The organism is Pseudomonas laurentiana, from assembly GCF_014648275.1.
Classification (GTDB): Bacteria; Pseudomonadota; Gammaproteobacteria; order Pseudomonadales; family Pseudomonadaceae; genus Aquipseudomonas; species Aquipseudomonas laurentiana.
On the sequence record NZ_BMQU01000013.1, the window covers coordinates 145,352 to 163,483 of the forward strand.

Annotated in this window: 16 protein-coding genes; 12 read left to right on the forward strand and 4 right to left on the reverse strand. The window is 60.5% G+C overall.

All coding sequences use genetic code 11. The features are described from left to right. The first annotated feature begins 38 nt into the window (after positions 1-38). The 8 genes from IE038_RS15150 to IE038_RS15185 all read left to right on the forward strand — a co-directional run bounded on the left by IE038_RS15150 (position 39) and on the right by IE038_RS15185 (position 9,012). Positions 39-764, forward strand: coding sequence for a response regulator (locus tag IE038_RS15150; protein WP_163939020.1), 726 nt, complete (start codon positions 39-41; stop codon positions 762-764). Continuing rightward, positions 745-2,205 (forward strand): ATP-binding protein, encoded by a 1,461-nt coding sequence (locus tag IE038_RS15155; protein ID WP_163939022.1) that lies wholly within the window; start codon positions 745-747, stop codon positions 2,203-2,205. Before IE038_RS15150 ends, IE038_RS15155 begins: the two co-directional genes overlap by 20 nt. A 172-nt stretch (positions 2,206-2,377) precedes the next feature. Continuing rightward, on the forward strand, positions 2,378-3,640 hold the full coding sequence (locus tag IE038_RS15160) for an ABC transporter substrate-binding protein (RefSeq protein ID WP_163939024.1): 1,263 nt from the start codon (positions 2,378-2,380) through the stop codon (positions 3,638-3,640). Between the two features lie 86 nt (positions 3,641-3,726). After that, the gene (locus IE038_RS15165; protein ID WP_189395866.1) at positions 3,727-4,635 is read left to right on the forward strand and encodes a carbohydrate ABC transporter permease; all 909 of its coding nucleotides are present in this window, start codon (positions 3,727-3,729) and stop codon (positions 4,633-4,635) included. After that, the gene (locus IE038_RS15170; RefSeq protein WP_163939026.1) at positions 4,628-5,473 is read left to right on the forward strand and encodes a carbohydrate ABC transporter permease; all 846 of its coding nucleotides are present in this window, start codon (positions 4,628-4,630) and stop codon (positions 5,471-5,473) included. Before IE038_RS15165 ends, IE038_RS15170 begins: the two co-directional genes overlap by 8 nt. A gap of 3 nt (positions 5,474-5,476) precedes the next feature. Next, entirely contained in the window at positions 5,477-6,637 is a 1,161-nt protein-coding gene (locus IE038_RS15175; RefSeq protein WP_163939028.1) for an ABC transporter ATP-binding protein, read from the forward strand. Positions 6,638-6,691: 54 nt separating this feature from the next. Continuing rightward, complete coding sequence (locus IE038_RS15180) at positions 6,692-8,038, forward strand: carbohydrate porin (RefSeq protein ID WP_163939030.1); 1,347 nt, start codon at positions 6,692-6,694, stop codon at positions 8,036-8,038. Between the two features lie 119 nt (positions 8,039-8,157). Next, positions 8,158-9,012, forward strand: coding sequence for a D-hexose-6-phosphate mutarotase (locus tag IE038_RS15185; protein WP_163939032.1), 855 nt, complete (start codon positions 8,158-8,160; stop codon positions 9,010-9,012). Here IE038_RS15185 and hexR read toward each other — a convergent pair. Continuing rightward, positions 9,005-9,865 (reverse strand): MurR/RpiR family transcriptional regulator, encoded by an 861-nt coding sequence (gene hexR / locus IE038_RS15190; protein ID WP_218060847.1) that lies wholly within the window; start codon positions 9,863-9,865, stop codon positions 9,005-9,007. The genes IE038_RS15185 and hexR overlap by 8 nt on opposite strands. Positions 9,866-10,078: 213 nt before the next feature. Here hexR and zwf point away from each other — a divergent pair, with 213 nt between their 5' ends. The 3 genes from zwf to IE038_RS15205 are packed head-to-tail and all read left to right on the forward strand — an operon-like array spanning position 10,079 to position 12,940. After that, positions 10,079-11,548: a glucose-6-phosphate dehydrogenase gene (gene zwf / locus IE038_RS15195; RefSeq protein WP_189395867.1), complete on the forward strand. Its 1,470-nt coding sequence runs from the start codon at positions 10,079-10,081 to the stop codon at positions 11,546-11,548. Beyond that, the gene (pgl, locus tag IE038_RS15200; protein WP_163939034.1) at positions 11,535-12,248 is read left to right on the forward strand and encodes a 6-phosphogluconolactonase; all 714 of its coding nucleotides are present in this window, start codon (positions 11,535-11,537) and stop codon (positions 12,246-12,248) included. The genes zwf and pgl overlap by 14 nt, the downstream gene beginning before the upstream one ends. 17 nt (positions 12,249-12,265) lie before the next feature. Then, a complete protein-coding gene (locus IE038_RS15205) occupies positions 12,266-12,940 on the forward strand; it encodes a bifunctional 4-hydroxy-2-oxoglutarate aldolase/2-dehydro-3-deoxy-phosphogluconate aldolase (RefSeq protein WP_163939036.1) in 675 nt (224 codons plus the stop codon). Between the two features lie 226 nt (positions 12,941-13,166). Here IE038_RS15205 and leuA read toward each other — a convergent pair whose 3' ends face one another. From leuA to xseA, 3 genes are all read right to left on the reverse strand, one after another. Next, positions 13,167-14,840, reverse strand: coding sequence for a 2-isopropylmalate synthase (gene leuA / locus IE038_RS15210; protein ID WP_163939578.1), 1,674 nt, complete (start codon positions 14,838-14,840; stop codon positions 13,167-13,169). A 312-nt stretch (positions 14,841-15,152) separates the two neighbouring features. Next, positions 15,153-15,971, reverse strand: coding sequence for a M23 family metallopeptidase (locus IE038_RS15215; RefSeq protein WP_189395868.1), 819 nt, complete (start codon positions 15,969-15,971; stop codon positions 15,153-15,155). 3 nt (positions 15,972-15,974) lie between these two features. After that, a complete protein-coding gene (gene xseA, locus IE038_RS15220; protein WP_189395869.1) occupies positions 15,975-17,354 on the reverse strand; it encodes an exodeoxyribonuclease VII large subunit in 1,380 nt (459 codons plus the stop codon). A gap of 341 nt (positions 17,355-17,695) precedes the next feature. On the opposite strand from xseA, the gene IE038_RS15225 reads away from it, so the two are divergent. Further along, complete coding sequence (locus IE038_RS15225) at positions 17,696-18,010, forward strand: DUF6124 family protein (RefSeq protein WP_189395870.1); 315 nt, start codon at positions 17,696-17,698, stop codon at positions 18,008-18,010. Positions 18,011-18,132: the final 122 nt, after the last annotated feature.

Genomic DNA, 18,132 nt, shown 5'->3' on the forward strand with positions numbered 1-18,132 from the left:
CGTGCAGCGGGCAACAAGACCCGCCAAGGATCAATGCATTGAGTACTGCCGGTAAGTCGATCCTGCTGGTCGATGATGACCAGGACATTCGTGAGCTGCTGCAAGCCTACCTGAGCCGTTCAGGCTTTGCGGTGTGCGCGGTGGCTAACGGTCAGGGGTTTCGCCAGGCACTGGACGAGGGAGGCCACGATTTGGTGATCCTCGACGTGATGCTTCCGGATGAAGATGGTTTCAGCTTGTGTCGCTGGACTCGCCAGCATCCGCGCCAATCCCAGGTGCCGATCATCATGTTGACGGCCAGCTCCGATGAGGCTGATCGGGTGATTGGCCTGGAGCTGGGGGCCGACGATTATCTGGGCAAGCCGTTCAGCCCGCGCGAGTTGCAGGCGCGAATCAAGGCCCTGCTGCGCCGCGCCGGTTTTGCGTACGAGCGTAACGGCGGCGAGGTGCTCGAGTTTGATGAGTGGCGGTTGGACACGGTCAGTCACCGGCTGTTTCACCGTGACGGTGAAGAGGTGATCCTGTCGGGGGCGGATTTTGCCCTGCTCAAGCTGTTTCTCGATCGTCCGCAACAAATCCTCGACCGCGACACCATCGGCAATGCCACCCGTGGGCGGGAGCCGATGCCACTGGACCGGATCGTCGACATGGCGGTCAGCCGCCTGCGCCAGCGTCTGCGTGACACCGATAAACCACCCCGTTTGATTCGCACCGTTCGCGGCAGCGGTTATCTGCTGGCAGCCCATGTCACGTCTGCGCACTGAGCGGCGCTGGCGCCTGCCGTGGCCGCGCTCGCTGCTCGGGCGAATGCTGCTATTGACGTTGTTGGCGGTGTTGCTGGCCCAGGGGCTGGCCAGCCTGATCTGGCTATCGCAGTTGCGTGCCAGCCAATTGGAGGGCTTGGTAGCCAGTGCGCGCAGCCTGGCTCACTCGATGACCGCCAGTGTCAGTTACTTTCGCTCTCTGCCTGTGGCCTATCGGCCGATGGTGCTGGACCAATTGCGTAGCATGGGCGGTACCCGTTTTGTCGTGTCGCTCAATGATCGGCCGTTGGACATGCAGATGTTGCCCGCCACACCACGCAAAAAGGCGGTGATCGAGGCGGTGGAGCAGGTATTGCGCCAGCGCCTGGGTGAGCAGATGAGTATCTCTGTTGAGTTCGTCAGCCCTCGAGAGCTGCGGGTGTTCAACAGTGGCCTGAAACTGGATGAATTACCGCGTTCCTGGGCGCATTACGCGCTGACCCTGGCGCCACTCGATCCGCCGGTGCTGGTGACACAAATCGGCTTGGCGCCGGGGGAGTGGCTGTACATCGCCTCACTGTTGCCCGAGCCCTACACCAGCCTGGAAGAGGAGGGCGTGCCAGGTCAGCAGATCGGTTTCATGGTGTTGACCAGTACCTTTCTGTTGTTGTTTATCGGTGTACTGGTGCATTGGCAGAGTCGCCCGTTGAAGCGCCTGGCACGGGCTGCGCGGGACCTTTCGCTAGGGGCTGCCGAGGTAGAGCCGGTGGTCGAAGGAGGTGGTAGCGAAGTGGTTGAGGTGGGCCGCGCCTTTAATGCCATGCGCGAGCGCATCAGCCGTTATTTGACCGAGCGCAGTCAGTTGTTCAGCGCCATTTCCCATGACCTGCGCACCCCGATCACTCGGCTGCGACTGCGGGTCGAATTGTTGGATGACGAGCAGCTGCAGCACAAATTCAGCCGTGATCTGGATGAGCTGGAGATGCTGGTGAAGGGCGCGCTGCAGTGTGTGAAAGATACCGACATCCACGAGAACATCGAACCGATCGATCTGGCCCAGGCGCTGCATGGCTTGATCGAACCCTACCTGGGGACCGGTCAGGTCACCCTTGAGGGACAGGTACTGGCGCCTTACCCCGGCAAACCGCTGGCGCTGCGTCGGTGCATGGGCAACCTGATCGACAATGCACTCAAGTATGGCCAGCGTGCGCACCTGAGGATTGAAGATGGCGATCAGGCGTTCGTGCTGCATGTCGATGACGAAGGTCCTGGCGTGCCCGAGCAGCGCCTGGAACAGGTGTTCGAGCCGCACTTCAGGCTGGCCGGGCAGCAACAGGGATATGGCCTTGGCCTGGGGATCGCCCGCAATATCGCTCACAGTCATGGCGGCGAGCTGACCCTGCAAAACCTGCGTGAAGGGGGGCTGCGGGTAACCCTGAGCCTGCCGCGAACCGGTGATTGAATACGCTGAATCGGCAGACGGTTCGCAGGGCATGCCGTTCCGGCAATGTCACCGTTTGGTGACATTCGCACATCCCTTCGTTACGTCCGTCGGGTGGGCCTCTGGTTAGACTGCCATGCAGCGCAAGCACCATGACTTGCACCTGCATAACAACAAGAAAAGGTTCCCTTCGATGAATGCGATTACTCGCCTCGCCGCTGTCATTTCTTTCGCCTCCTTGCTACCCCTGAGCGCCGTCGCTGCCGATCCCGGTACTGTGGAAGTGCTGCACTGGTGGACGTCCGGTGGTGAAGCCAAGGCTGTGGAGACCCTGAAGGAACAGGTCAAGAAAGACGGTTTCGTCTGGAAGGACAACGCCGTTGCCGGTGGCGGTGGTGCAGCCGCCATGACCGTGCTGAAAACCCGGGCCATTTCCGGTAACCCTCCTGCTGCGGCCCAGATCAAGGGCCCGGACATTCAGGAGTGGGGCGCCCTCGGCCTGCTGACCGAACTGGATGACGTGTCCAAGGCCAACCATTGGGATGCGTTGCTGCCCAAGCAAGTCGCCGACATCATGAAGTACGACGGTCACTACGTTGCGGTGCCGGTGAATATCCATCGGGTCAACTGGCTGTGGATCAACCCGCAGGTGTTCGAGAAGGCCGGTGCCAAGGTGCCGACCACCCTTGATGAGCTCTTTGCTGCTGCCGACACGCTCAAGGCCGCAGGCTTCACTGCGTTTGCCCATGGTGGCCAGCCATGGCAGGACAGCACGGTTTTCGAAGACCTGGCGCTGAGCATTCTGGGGAACAAGGGCTATCACGCGGCGTTCGTCGAACTGGACGAGCAGGCCCTGACCGGCGAGAAAATGGTCGAGGTATTCAAGACCTTGCAGCGCCTGGGCACCTACATGGACCCTAACCGTGCGGGGCGTGACTGGAACATCGCGGCGGCCGAGGTCATCAGTGGCAAGGCGGGCATGCAGATCATGGGCGACTGGGCCAAGAGCGAGTGGACCGCTGCTGGCAAGGTCGCTGGCAAGGATTACCTGTGCGTAGCCTTCCCGGGAACCCAGGGCAGTTTTACTTACAACATCGACTCGCTGGCGATGTTCAAGCTCAAGAACGAGAACGACATCAAGGCCCAGAACGACTTGGCCAAGGTCGCCCTGGAGCCGGAGTTCCAGACCGTGTTCAACCAGAACAAAGGCTCGCTGCCGGTGCGCCAGGACATGGACATGAGCCTATTCGATGCCTGCACGCAGAAGTCGTCGGTGGACTTCAAGGACGCTGAAAAAGGCAACGGCCTGCAGCCGAGCATGGCGCATAACATGGCCACGTCGCTGGCTGTGCAGGGGGCCATCTTCGATGTGGTCACCAACTTCCTCAATGACCCGAAGGCTGATCCGGCCACGGCGGTCAAGCAACTGAGCTCGGCGATCAAGTCAGCCAAGTGAGGGTGTGAGCCTGTTCCATCCCCTGTAGGCGCCGGCTTGGCCGGTGACGCGGCGCTTTGCGCCGCCCTCCATTCGAGATTTCCACGATGAGCACTGTTGCTGCATTCAACAAGGCCTCGCCCCTCGACGCATTGCAACGCTGGCTGCCAAAACTGGTGCTGGCACCCAGCATGCTGATCGTCCTGGTGGGGTTCTATGGCTACATCTTCTGGACCTTCCTGCTGTCGTTCACCAACTCCAGTTTCATGCCCAGCTACAAGTGGGTGGGGCTGGCCCAGTACGCCAAGTTGCTGGAGAACGACCGGTGGTGGGTGGCGAGCAAGAACCTGATGGTGTTCGGTGGGCTGTTCATCAGCATCAGCCTGGTGGTTGGCGTGCTGTTGGCGGTGCTGCTCGATCAGCGTATCCGCCGTGAAGGCTTTATCCGCACCATCTACCTGTACCCGATGGCGCTCTCGATGATTGTCACCGGTACCGCCTGGAAGTGGCTGCTCAATCCCGGCCTGGGCCTGGACAAGCTGCTGCGTGACTGGGGCTGGGAAGGTTTTCGCCTGGACTGGCTGGTCGACCCGGACCGCGTTGTCTACTGCCTGGTCATTGCCGCCGTGTGGCAGGCCTCGGGCTTTGTCATGGCCTTGTTCCTGGCGGGCTTGCGGGGTGTGGACCCGTCGATCATTCGTGCTGCACAGGTCGATGGGGCAAGCCTGCCGAGCATTTACCTGCGCATTGTCCTGCCGAGCCTGCGCCCGGTGTTTTTCAGTGCATTGATGATCCTCGCGCACATTGCAATCAAGAGCTTTGACCTGGTCGCGGCCATGACCGCAGGCGGTCCGGGCTACGCCTCCGACCTGCCGGCGATGTTCATGTACGCCTTCACCTTCAGCCGCGGGCAAATGGGCATGGGCTCGGCCAGTGCGATCCTGATGCTGGGGGCGATCCTGTCGATCCTGGTGCCATACCTGTACTCGGAACTGAGGAACAAGCGCCATGACTAAGCCCCTTGCTTCGCGTGGTTTCAGCCTCGGTCGCCTGGCCATTTATGGCACCTTGCTGTTGGCCTGTGCGGTCTACCTGATCCCGCTGATCGTGATGTTGCTGACCAGTTTCAAATCGCCGGAGGACATCCGCACGGGCAACTTGCTGAGCTGGCCCGAAGTGATCACCGGCATCGGCTGGATCAAGGCCTGGGATACCGTGGGTGGCTATTTCTGGAACTCGGTGAAAATCACTGTGCCGGCGGTGGTGGTTTCAACCCTGCTGGGGGCGCTTAACGGTTATGTGCTGTCGATGTGGCGCTTCCGTGGCTCGCAGTTGTTCTTCGGCTTGCTGTTGTTCGGCTGCTTCCTGCCGTTCCAGACGGTGTTGCTGCCGGCCTCGTTCACCCTCGGCAAGCTGGGCCTGGCCAGCACCACCACAGGCCTTGTGCTGGTGCATATCGTCTATGGCCTGGCCTTTACCACGCTGTTCTTCCGCAACTACTACACCAGTGTTCCGGACGCTCTGGTACGGGCGGCACGGCTCGATGGCGCAGGCTTCTTCACCATCTTCGGGAGGATCCTGCTACCGATGTCGGTGCCGATCATCATGGTCTGCCTGATCTGGCAGTTCACGCAGATCTGGAACGACTTTCTGTTCGGTGTGGTGTTCGCCAGTGGCGATGCCCAGCCGATCACCGTGGCGCTGAACAACCTGGTCAACACCAGTACCGGGGTCAAGGAATACAACGTCGACATGGCGGCGGCGATGATCGCCGGGTTACCGACCCTGTTGGTCTATGTGATGGCTGGCAAGTATTTCCTGCGCGGGCTCACTGCCGGCGCGGTCAAGGGGTGAATTATGGCAACGCTTGAATTGCGCAACGTCAACAAGACCTATGGCAGTGGCCTGCCGGACACCTTGAAGAACATCGAGCTGAAGATCGACTCGGGCGAGTTCCTGATTCTGGTCGGCCCCTCTGGCTGCGGCAAGTCGACCTTGATGAATTGCATCGCCGGGCTGGAGCAGATCAGCGGCGGGGCGATCCTGGTGGATGATGCCGATATCAGCGGCATGAGCCCGAAGGACCGGGACATTGCCATGGTCTTTCAGTCCTACGCGCTGTACCCGACCATGAACGTACGGGAAAACATCGCCTTTGGCCTGAAGATCCGCAAGATGCCTGCTGCGGCCATCGAAGAGGAGGTGGCGCGGGTGTCCAGGCTGCTGCAGATCGAGCATTTGCTCAACCGCAAGCCGGGCCAGCTCTCGGGAGGTCAACAACAGCGTGTGGCAATGGGCCGGGCGTTGGCGCGGCGGCCGAAGATCTACCTGTTCGATGAGCCGCTGTCCAACCTCGATGCCAAGTTGCGGGTGGAGATGCGCACCGAGATCAAGCTGATGCACCAGCGCTTGAAGACCACCACGGTCTACGTGACCCACGACCAGATCGAAGCGATGACCTTGGGTGACAAGGTCGCTGTGATGAAGGACGGGCTGATCCAGCAGTTCGGGACCCCGCAGCAGATCTACAACGACCCGGCCAACCTGTTTGTCGCCAGCTTTATCGGCTCACCACCCATGAACTTCATTCCTTTGCGTCTGCAGCGCAAGGACAGCCGCCTGCTGGCGCTGCTCGACAGTGGCCAGGCGCGCTGCGAGCTGCCGATGGGCATCGACGATGCGGGCCTGGAAGAGCGTGAAGTGATTCTGGGGATTCGTCCTGAACAAGTCTGCCTGGCGCCTGAACAGCCCAATGGCCTGCCGAGCATTCGTGCCGAAGTACAGGTGATCGAGCCCACCGGCCCGGACACCCTGGTATTCGTCAACCTTAACGGTAGCAAAGTGTGCTGTCGCCTGGCGCCGGACTGCCCGGTGCAGGTGGGGGACAACCTGAACCTGCAGTTCGACCCGGCGCGTGTGTTGCTGTTTGACGCGGTCAGTGGTGAGCGGCTTGGGGTCGTCGGCAACCCGCAAGCGCATGCGCCCAAGGACAATGTGGCGCAGTTCAAGGGGCGCTGAGCGGTCGGTAGTACGTGTCAATCCATCGATAACAATAAGACGAGGAAACAAGGGATGGCTCATTGCAAACGGATCAGGTCGTTGGCTCCGCTGACGCTGCTGGCTGCGTTCGGGGCTAGCGGTGGCGCCCACGCTGCCGGCGCTTTCGACCCGGAATCGAAATGGATGACCGGTGATTGGGGCGGCACGCGTACCGAGTTGCTGGAGAAGGGCTATGACTTCTCGCTGGAGTACGTGGGCGAGGTGGCTGGCAACCTCGACGGTGGTTACAACGATGACAGGACGGCACGCTACAGCGACCAGTTTGCCTTGGGCGTGAAGCTGGACCTGGAAAAGATCCTCGGTTGGCAGGATACCGAGTTCAAGCTGGCCGTTACGGAGCGCAGTGGTCGTAACCTGTCCAACGATCGCATCAGCGACCCGCGTGCCGGGCAGTTCAGTTCGGTGCAGGAGGTCTGGGGGCGTGGTCAGACCTGGCGGCTGACTCAGATGTGGATCAAGCAGCAGTATTTCGATCAGGCGCTGGATGTCAAAGTCGGCCGCTTCGGCCCGGGGGAAGACTTCAACAGCTTCCCCTGCGACTTCCAGAACCTGGCGTTCTGTGGCTCTCAGGTCGGCAACTGGGTGGGCAGCATCTGGTACAACTGGCCGGTCAGTCAGTGGGCCTTGCGGGTCAAGTACACCATTACCCCGGAGTTCTTCACTCAAGTCGGTGTGTTCGAACAGAACCCCTCCAACCTGGAAACCGGTAACGGCTTCAAGCTCAGTGGCAGTGGCACCCAAGGCATGATCCTGCCGGTGGAAATGGTCTGGTCGCCCAAGGTCAACGGCCTGCCGGGTGAGTACCGTCTGGGTTACTACTACAGCACCGCCAAGGCCGACGATGTCTATGAGGACATCAATGGCCAGCCGCAAGCGATTACCGGTAATGACTTCAAATCGCACAGTAGCAAGCATGGCGGGTGGGTTGTCGCCCAGCAGCAGGTCACCGCGCACAACGGTGATGCCGCACGTGGCTTGAGCCTTTTCGCCAACTTCACTGTTCACGACAAGGCCACCAACGTGGTCGACAACTACCAGCAGGTGGGTCTGGTCTACAAAGGCGCCTTCGACGGGCGAGCCAAGGATGACATCGGCTTTGGTGTGGCGCGCATCCACGTGAACGACGATGTGAAAAAACGAGCAGAGTTGCTCAATGCTGTCAGTGGTATCAACGACTATGACAACCCGGCGTTCGTCCCTGTCCAGAAGACCGAGTACAACGCTGAGCTGTACTACGGTTTCCACGTCACCAACTGGCTGACGGTACGGCCGAACCTGCAATACATCCGCAGCCCTGGTGGTGTGGATGAGGTGGACAACGCGGTCGTCGCCGGTCTGAAGATTCAGTCGGTGTTCTGACGTAACATGTTGTAAATTTACGCCATTTGTTGCGGCTGATTGCCAGCTTGGTCAGCACCTACCTGTAGGTGTTGATCTGGCGGGTGATAAAGCCCTTCAGTCAATCAGAGTCCTTAACCATGCAAGAGCATCCGCTCCAGCGCTTTTTCACTGCGCACCGGCCGCGTCCGACCTTTGAGTGGGAGCGCCATCAGCAGCGCGACGTGCTGATTATTGACCACCCACGCTGCCAGGCGGTGTTCAGCCGTCAGGGGGCGCAGCTTCTGCATTTTCAACCGCGCGGTCAGCGCCCATGGTTGTGGTGTGCCGCGCAGTGGCCGCAGGTTGGGGCGATTCGTGGCGGTGTGCCTGTGTGTTGGCCGTGGTATGGCCGTCATCCGAGCGAAGACCTGTGGCCTTCTCACGGGTGGGCGCGGCTGCTGGACTGGAAGCTGATCGACAGTTCGGAGGATGCCGAAGGCGTCACCCTGACCTGGCGTTTGCAGCTCTGTGACTGGCAGGTTGACCTGCAGGCGCGGCTCGGTGATGGCATGGAGTTGCAGTTGCGTACTGAGCACCAGGACAGTTTGCCCTGCCAGTTGAGTCATGCACTGCTGGCTTACTGGCGTATCAGTGACGTTTCAAAGATAGCGCTGTCTGGGCTGGAAGGTGCGGAAGGTTACGACCAGTTGAGTCGTCAAACCTGCCGGCAGAAAGGCGAGCTGAAAGTGCAGGGCGGCTGTCAGCGGGTGTTCCAGAAGGCGGCAACGCTACAACTGCACGACCCGGCGTGGAAGCGCCAGCTGTGCATTGATATGGGCGACAGCGAGGACACGGTGGTCTGGCATCCTGGTAGTCGGCCGCTGATGGGTGTCAGTGGCAGCGAAACCCTGGGCTTCGTCTGCGTCGAGGCGACCAGTGGCCACAACGACAGCCTGAGCCTGGCACCGGGCGAGCAAGCTCATCTGCGGCTGCAGGCGCACCTGTTCAATTAAGTTCGTCGTCGATCGGGTAGCGGCTGGCGTTGAGGCTTTCCTTGATTTTGCGCAGGTGTGGCTGGAAGTCCACGCCACGGCGCAGGGTCATGCCGGTGGCCAGTACATCGAGTACCGTCAACTGGATGATTCGCGAGGTCATCGGCATGTAGATGTCGGTGTCTTCCGGCAGCGGGATGTTCAGGCTAAGGCTGCTGGCCTTGGCCAGCGGTGAGCCGGCAGCGGTCAGGCCGAGCACCGAGGCACCGTTTTCACGGGCCAGGCGTGCGACTTCGACCAGTTCGCGGGTGCGCCCTGTGTAGGAAATGATCACGAACAGTTCGCCAGTGTGTGCCACCGACGCCAGCATGCGCTGCATCAGGACATCGGCATGTGCCGACACGGCAAGGTTGAAACGGAAGAACTTGTGTTGTGCGTCCAGCGCCACTGGGGCTGAGGCGCCGAGGCCGAAGAAGTGGATCTGCCGCGCCTGGATCAGCATGTCGACGGCGCGGCTGATCAACTGCGGGTCGAGTTGTTGGCAGGCGCTGTCCAACGAGGCGATGGCACTGCCAAAGATTTTCTGGGTATAGGCGGCCGGATCGTCATCGGCCTCGACAGCGCGACTGACGTAGGCGGCGCCACTGGCCAGGCTCTGCGCCAGTTGCAGTTTGAGTTCCGGGTAGCCGCTGACATCGAATGAGCGGCAGAAGCGGTTCACGGTCGGTTCGCTGACCTTGGCTGCTTGAGCCAATGCGGCAATGCTGAAGCGCGTCGCTTGCTGAGGGTTGAGCAGGATGACTTCGGCGACTTTGCGCTCGGCCTTGTTCAGCTCTTCAAGGCGGCCCTGGATCTGTTCCAGGAGGTTTCGCACGCGGTCCATGGTTTATGTCCTTGGGTCGAGGATGCAGCCAATAGCGGGCAGCAGCGGGCTTTTTGGGGGTGGCCTATCGTACTGATGGCCTGATTGCTTCACCACTTGAATCTGTCCAAGGGGTCAAATGTTGTGTTTATTACTACATAATCCCCTTGATTACTGCCCTTGAACAGGGTATTTGTACGTCAACTTGATAAAAGAACCAACATCATGTCTTCGATCTCCGTTGAGCCTTGTACGTTTGCCCTGTTTGGCGCCCTTGGCGACCTGGCGCTGCGCAAGCTGTTTCCGGCGCTGTATCAGCTGGATCGCGCCGGGCTGTTGCATGCCGACACCCAGGTGCTGGCATTGGCCCGCGAACCGGGCAGCGTCGAGGAGCACCTGAAGCGGATCGAAGCGCACCTGCATGAATTCGTCGAGGCCGGACAGATAGAGGCCATTCCTCTGCAGCGCTTCCTGGCCCGTCTGAGCTACCTGCATGTGGACTTTCTCAAGGCGGATGACTACAAGGTGCTCGCCGAAAAGGTCGCCCCCGAGGCGCCGCTGATTGCCTACTTCGCGACGCCTGCGGCGGTTTATGGCGGTATCTGCGAAAACCTCGACAAGGTTGGCCTTGGCCCGCGTACCCGGGTTGTGCTGGAAAAACCGATTGGCCACGACCTGGAGTCGTCACGTCGGGTCAACGATGCGGTGGCGCAGTATTTCCCGGAAAACCGGGTCTACCGCATCGACCATTACCTGGGCAAGGAAACCGTTCAGAACCTGATTGCGCTGCGCTTCGCCAACAGCCTGTTCGAAACCCAGTGGAACCAGAATTCGATCTCCCATGTGGAGATCACCGTGGCGGAGAAGGTGGGTATCGAAGGGCGCTGGGGTTACTTCGACAAGGCCGGCCAACTGCGGGACATGATTCAGAACCACCTGCTGCAACTGCTTTGCCTGATTGCCATGGACCCGCCCAGCGACCTGTCTGCCGACAGCATCCGTGACGAGAAGGTCAAAGTGCTCAAGGCATTGGCGCCGATCACCGGTGAAGGCCTCGGTACCCGTGTCGTGCGTGGTCAGTACATCGCCGGGTACAGCGAAGGGCGCCCGGTGCCGGGATACCTGGAAGAAGACAACGCCAACCCGCAGAGCAATACCGAAACCTTTGTTGCCTTGCGTGCCGACATTCGCAACTGGCGCTGGGCCGGTGTGCCGTTCTACCTGCGTACCGGCAAGCGGATGCCGCAGAAGTTGTCGCAAATCGTTATCCACTTCAAGGAGCCGCCGCACTACATCTTCGCGCCGGAGCAGCGTTTACAGATCGGTAACAAGCTGATCATTCGTTTGCAGCCGGACGAGGGTATTTCTCTGCGGGTGATGACCAAGGAGCAGGGGTTGGACAAGGGCATGCAGTTACGTAGCGGCCCGTTGCAATTGAATTTTTCTGACACCTACCGCAGCACGCGCATCCCCGATGCCTATGAGCGGTTGTTGTTGGAGGTGATGCGTGGCAATCAGAACCTGTTTGTGCGCAAGGATGAAATCGAATACGCGTGGAAGTGGTGCGACCAGTTGATTGCCGGTTGGAAGAGTTCGGGCGAAGCGCCCAAGCCCTACGCCGCCGGGTCCTGGGGGCCGATGAGCTCGATCGCGCTGATAACCCGTGATGGGAGGTCGTGGTATGGCGATATCTGAACTGCAATGGCCGGCGAACGTGGCGGCGCATGCGTATGCAAGCCCGGCGCTGTTGGCTGAAGACCTGGCCAAAAACGTTGCCGAGCGCCTGAGTGCGGCCATCGCCGCCAAGGGGCAGGCCACGCTGGTGGTCTCCGGTGGTCGCAGCCCGGTGATGTTTTTCCAGTGCCTGGCTCGCCGGCCGCTGGATTGGTCGAAGGTGGTGGTCAGCCTTGCGGATGAGCGTTGGGTGCCGGTGGAGCATGTCGACAGTAATGCCGGGTTGCTCAAGCGCTACCTGTTAGTCGGGGCGGCGGCCAAGGCTCGCTTTATTGGTCTGTATCGTGCCAGCGCCAGTCTTGACGCGGCTGCTCTTGACGCTGATCAGGCCCTGGCCGAGTTGCCGCCGATTGATGTGCTGGTGTTGGGTATGGGCGATGACGGGCATACGGCATCGTTGTTTCCGGCCAGCCCGAACCTCGCCCAAGGTCTGGCAGCAGACAGCCCTCGACGTTGCCTGCCGATGCTGGCCCCAAGTGTTCCACATCAGCGCCTGAGCATGACCCGTGCCTTGCTGGGGACCGCTGCATTCACTGCCTTGTCCGTGCAAGGGCAAGGCAAACTCGCTACCCTGCGCGCCGCGCTGGCCGGGGATGACCCTGCCGAAATGCCAATTCGCGCCTTTTTACACGCCTCCCTGGATATTTTCTGGTGCCCATGAGTCAAGGACCCGCCGTTATGACCACGCATGAACATTCGCAGCCGGGCATCTCCATGGCCGACAAAATCGCGCAGATCGACCGTATCTGCGGTGAAGCACGCATTCTTCCGGTCATCACCATTGCCCGTGAGGAAGACATTCTGCCACTGGCCGATGCCTTGGCTGCCGGCGGTTTGAAAACCCTGGAGATCACCCTGCGCTCCGAGCATGGCCTGAAAGCCATTCGTATGCTGCGTGAGCAGCGTCCCGAGTTGTGCATTGGTGCCGGCACCGTGCTCGACCGCGCGATGCTGAAGGCGGTTGAGGCGGCGGGTGCCCAGTTCATCGTTACGCCAGGCTGTACTCAGGACATCCTCGAGGCGGGCGTCGAAAGCGCCTTGCCATTACTGCCGGGCATCAGCAGCGCTTCGGAAATCATGATGGGCTATGCCTTGGGTTACCGTCGCTTCAAGCTGTTTCCTGCGGAAATCAGCGGTGGCGTCGCAGCGATCAAGGCCTTTGGTGGCCCGTTTGGTGAGGTGCGTTTCTGCCCGACTGGCGGGGTGAATGAAAGCAACCTGAAAAGCTACATGTCCCAGCCCAATGTGATGTGCGTGGGCGGTACCTGGATGTTCAACAGTGAGTGGGTCAAAAACCGAGACTGGGCGCGTATCCAGGCGTGCAGCGCCGAGGCATTGGCCCTGCTGGACTGACCTGTATTCGTTGTGTGCTACACGGCTTTAGGTGCGCTTGGTCGGCGCACCTTTTTTTTGCCTGCCTGAAACACGTGGGCGAGTTCGCGCCCGCATCGTTGGCAAGCCAACCCCCACGAGGGGCAACACCCGTCTTTGGCTTTAAAAACAAACCCCCGCTAAAAAGCGGGGGTTCGTCAGCAGCCTTTCGAGGCAAGCCGTTTCAACGGCTGGGTGCCAGGCCGGTTTATGCGGCTTTGGCAGCCTGTTGGCTCAGCGAGCGGTTCAGTGCACTGAACAAGGCCTTGAAGCTGGCAGTGGTGATGTTTTCATCGATACCGACGCCATGCACTGGGCGACCACCGGCCACGCGCAACTCGATGTAGGCCGCTGCCTTGGCGTTGGTCCCGGCACCGATGGCATGCTCGTTGTAATCCATGATTTCAACTGCAACCGGCAAACCGGCCACCAGTGCTTCCAGGGCGCCGTTGCCCTTGCCGCGCCAGTGCAGGGTGGTTTCGCCTTCGCCAGCGACTTCCACTTCCACAGCGCTGTGGCCGTTCTCTTCCTGCAGGCGGTGGCTAACCAGCGCATACGGCGAGTTGGCCTGCAGGTATTCGCGGTGCAGCAAGTTGTGGATCTGCTGCGCGGTCATTTCCAGGCCCAGGCGGTCAGTTTCGCCCTGTACGACCTGGCTGAACTCGATCTGCATGCGACGTGGCAGGCTGATGCCGTACTCCTGCTCGAGCAGGTAGGTGATACCGCCCTTGCCGGACTGGCTGTTGACGCGGATCACCGCCTCGTAGCTACGGCCGATGTCAGCCGGGTCGATCGGCAGGTACGGTACTTCCCAGAGGGCGTCGTCTTTCTGCTGGGCAAAGCCCTTGCGGATAGCATCCTGATGGGAGCCGGAGAAGGCCGTGTGGACCAGGTCGCCGACATACGGGTGACGTGGGTGCACGGGCAGCTGGTTGCACTCCTCGACCACCTTGCGCACGCCGTCGATGTCGGAGAAGTCCAGTTGAGGGTCGATACCCTGGGTGTAAAGGTTCAGTGCCAAGGTCACCAGGTCGACGTTGCCAGTACGCTCGCCGTTGCCGAACAGGCAGCCTTCGGCGCGGTCGGCACCGGCCATCAAGCCCAGTTCGGTAGCGGCAACACCCGTACCACGGTCGTTGTGGGTGTGCAGGCTGATGATCACGCTGTCACGACGCGAGATGTTGCGGCAGAACCACTCGATCTGGTCGGCGTAGACGTTCGGCGTCGATACTTCGACGGTGGCCGGCAGGTTGAGGATGACCTTGTGTTCCGGGGTCGGGTTCCAGACCTCGATCACGGCATCGCAGACTTCCTTGGCGAACTCCATTTCGGTTGCGCTGAAGGTCTCTGGCGAGTACTCGAATGTCCAGTGGGTGTCGGGCTGTTGGGCGGCATATTTGACGAACAGCTTGGCCGCGTTCACCGCGATGTCTTTCACGCCTTGCTTGTCCTGATTGAAGACAATGCGGCGGAACGATGGGCTGGTGGCGTTGTACAGGTGGACGATGGCTTTCTTCGCGCCGCGCAGCGACTCGAAGGTACGGGCGATCAAGTCCTCACGGGCCTGGGTCAACACTTGAATGGTGGTGTCGTCAGGAATGTGACCCTCTTCGATCAAGGTGCGAACGAAATCGAAGTCGGTTTGCGATGCGGAAGGGAACGATGCCTCGATCTCTTTCACGCCAACGCTGACCAGTGTCTTCCAGAAACGCAGCTTCTTCGCCGAGTCCATTGGTTCGATCAGCGACTGGTTACCGTCACGCAAGTCCGAGCTGCACCAGATCGGCGCTTGGGTGATGGTCTTCGATGGCCAGGTACGGTCCGGCAAGTCGATGGTCGGAAACGCGCGGTATTTTTTCGAAGGGTCTTTGAGCATGGACATGGAAGCAATCCTTTAATGTGCGGCCTTGAAAGGGGCCCGCCGAGCAAACAAAAAGATGAAAAGGCGAGGCGACGCGATTCAGCTTGGTAGTCGGGCACTGACCAGGCAAAGGCTGCGGTGTTGACGAAGCAGGAAGAGGTTCTGGAAGGTTTTCATGAGCTCAACCCTACCCAGTGGGGTGAAAGATGGCAAGCACTCGAAAAAAATTGATAGAAATGCTTAAAAAGTACTTTTTGGCGAGATTTTATAGCGCTCTATAACGTAAAAGGCCGCGCCAATTGCGCGGTCTTTTTAAATGGCGCAAACCCTGCCTCAGGGCTGGAAGGCGCCGATGAAAATGGCTGGATCGACCCGTGCATCGTTCAGGCTGACGTTCCAGTGCATGTGCGGGCCGGTGGCGCGCCCGGTGGAACCGACCCGCCCGACGACTGCGCCGCGACTCAGCGTCTGCCCGGGTTTTACGTCGATTTTCGACATGTGGCAGAACATGCTGATGAAGCCTTGGCCGTGATCGACGAAAACGGTGTTGCCATTGAAGAAGTAGTTACCGACCAGGATGACCTTGCCATTGGCAGGTGTCTTGATGGGCGTGCCTGCAGGTACGGCGAAGTCCAGGCCGGCATGGGGATTGCGCTCCTCGCCGTTGAAGAACCGGCGTACGCCAAAGCGGCTGGACATGGGCCCGTTGACCGGTTTGTCGAGTATCAGGTTGCTCGGCAGGCCAGGGCTGAAGCTGCGATAGGCACTAACCTGCTCGGCCAATTCGGCGTCGATACGCTTCAGGTCGGCGGGGTTGGGGTTGACCTGACGCTTGTTCTTCAGGGTGATGTGCTGCTCAGGGTATTGCTTGCTGCCGACAGTAAAGCCCAGTGTCCGCGTGCCGAGGCTGAGTGTCGCCGGGCCGGGTTTCTGGGTCAGGGGCACGCCGACGATGGCCAGCCATTTATCCTGTTCTTTTACCACCAGCACCGGTTTGCCCTCGAAGCGAGCATTGGGCGCCTGAGCGCCAGGGCCTAGGTCAATGACGGCGACGCCGCCGGGCACCGGCTTGTTCAGTTTCTGGGTGATGTAACTGGCGTGGGCGGTGCCAGCCAGGGTCAGGCAAAGCAGAAAAGCGAGCAGACGGGGCATGGATCAATCCAATAGAGAAAGCGTGACCGGGGTCTGGTGGTTGTCTTCGACGCGTACCTGTAACTGACCTTCGCCGAGGCGCGCAGTCAGGCGTTGGCCGTTGTGGGTCTGGCTGGCGCTGCGAATGGCCTGGCCACGTTCATCCAGCAGGATGCTGTAACCGCGCCCCAGGGTGGCCAGCGGGCTGACCACCTGCAGGGTCTGGACGGTGGCCTGCAACTGCTGGCGACGGTCCTTCAGGGTTTCACGCATGGCGCGTGGCAGGCGCTCGGAGAGGCTGTCCAGGCGTTGCTTGAGCAGTGCCAGTGTGCGCCCGGGGTGCTGCGCGGCCAGCCGTGTGTCGAGCCGGGCCAAGCGCTCGCGGCGCTGGTTCAGGCGTTGCTCGAATGCCCGGCGCAGGCGCATATCCAGGTCATCCAGGCGTTGTGCTTGCTGGCGCAGCCGTTCGCCGGGGTGGCGCAGGCGTCGGCTCAGGCCTTCGACACGCAGGCGCGCATGGGCCAAGCGGTTTTGCATGTGCAGCAGCAGACGCCGTTGCAGGCTGTCGATGCGCCGTTGCAGGTCACTGCTGTCCGGCGCCAGCAACTCGGCAGCGGCTGACGGGGTAGGGGCGCGGACGTCGGCGACGAAGTCGCTGATCGAAACGTCGGTTTCATGGCCGACCGCGCTGACGATCGGCGTTACGCAGGCGGCGATGGCTCTGGCCACGTCCTCTTCGTTGAAACACCACAGGTCTTCAAGCGAGCCGCCGCCACGGGCCAGGATCAGCGCGTCGAAACCCAGATTGTCAGCCCGCTGCAGCGCGCGAACAATTTGCCCGATGGCTTCACGGCCCTGCACGGCGGTCGGGATCAGGGTCAGCTCAACCTGCGGGGCACGGCGCCGAAAGACGCTGATGATGTCGCGGATCACCGCGCCGGTGGGTGAGCTGATGATGCCAATACGCTGTGGGTGGGCGGGCAGGGCCACCTTGCGCTCGCTGCTGAACAGGCCTTCGGCGCCGAGCTTTTCCTTAAGCGCGTCGAACGCCAGGCGCAAGGCGCCATCACCGGCCGGTTCCACGGTGTCGAGAATCAGCTGGTAATCACCACGTCCCTCGAACAGGGAAACCTTGCCGCGCACCTTCACCGCCAGGCCATCGCGCAACGCTTGACGCACCCGTGCGGCGTTGTTGCGAAACAGCGCGCAGCGCACCTGGGCGCCACTGTCCTTGAGGGTGAAATAAACATGGCCGGAGGCCGGGCGGGCGAGGTTGGAAATCTCGCCCTCGACCCAGATACTGCTGAAGACATCTTCAAGCAGCACCCGGGCGCGGCCGTTGAGTTGGCTGACGGTCAGGACTTCGCGGTCCAGACCGAGTCGTTCAAAAGGGTCTCTGATCATGGGCAGCATCATAAAGGATTGTGAGCGCATTGCGCGCTATCGGCGGTTCGAACGCAGCCGGTTGCGTCAGGCCGTTGCATCGCTGTGGGCTTGAGATTACCCTTGCGCATCGCTGCACATCCAGCGATCGGTTTTGACAGACCGACAGAATCAAAGCGTTCCAGTGCTCCATTCGTTTGGTGGCCCCTGAAAGTGGCTGCAGGCGAAGCTATGGCGGCTGTACGTGGGGCACACTCGTGTGCGCCGGTTTCTTTGATTCCCGGTCTGTCAACCTGCGTACAGCTGCCACCCATCCTGTTTGACAGCAGCGGATGGCAGTTCCATGAATCAAGGAACCTGACATGCCGAATACCTCTCTCGATTCACATTTAGAGCACTCCGCGCTTAGCCGCACCCATGCCAGAAATTTCGGTCTCCTCGATGTATCGAGCCGGCCCATTTTCTCGGTTAACGCTGGTGTGGAGTTAGAAGACGTTTTGCTCAACGCAGTGATGCTATTGAAGTGTTCCGAAGCCATTTGCCGCGAAGCGGCAGAGCACCTTGAGCGAAATGACAAGGCGCTCGCCATCGGCATGATCCACTGTACGAACTCCGCTCGCGCGTTGATTGAAGCACTGTTTGAAAGTGCTGATTCTGTTCCATTTGCCGCTGAATAGCGGCAGCTAATCAGGGGCCTATAGCCTTTCAATCACAGCATTCCAATGGGTAGTAGCTCATGGCTATTATGCGCAAAAAGTTGCGCACTAAAATGTGGATAACCCTGTGCATGGATCGCTAC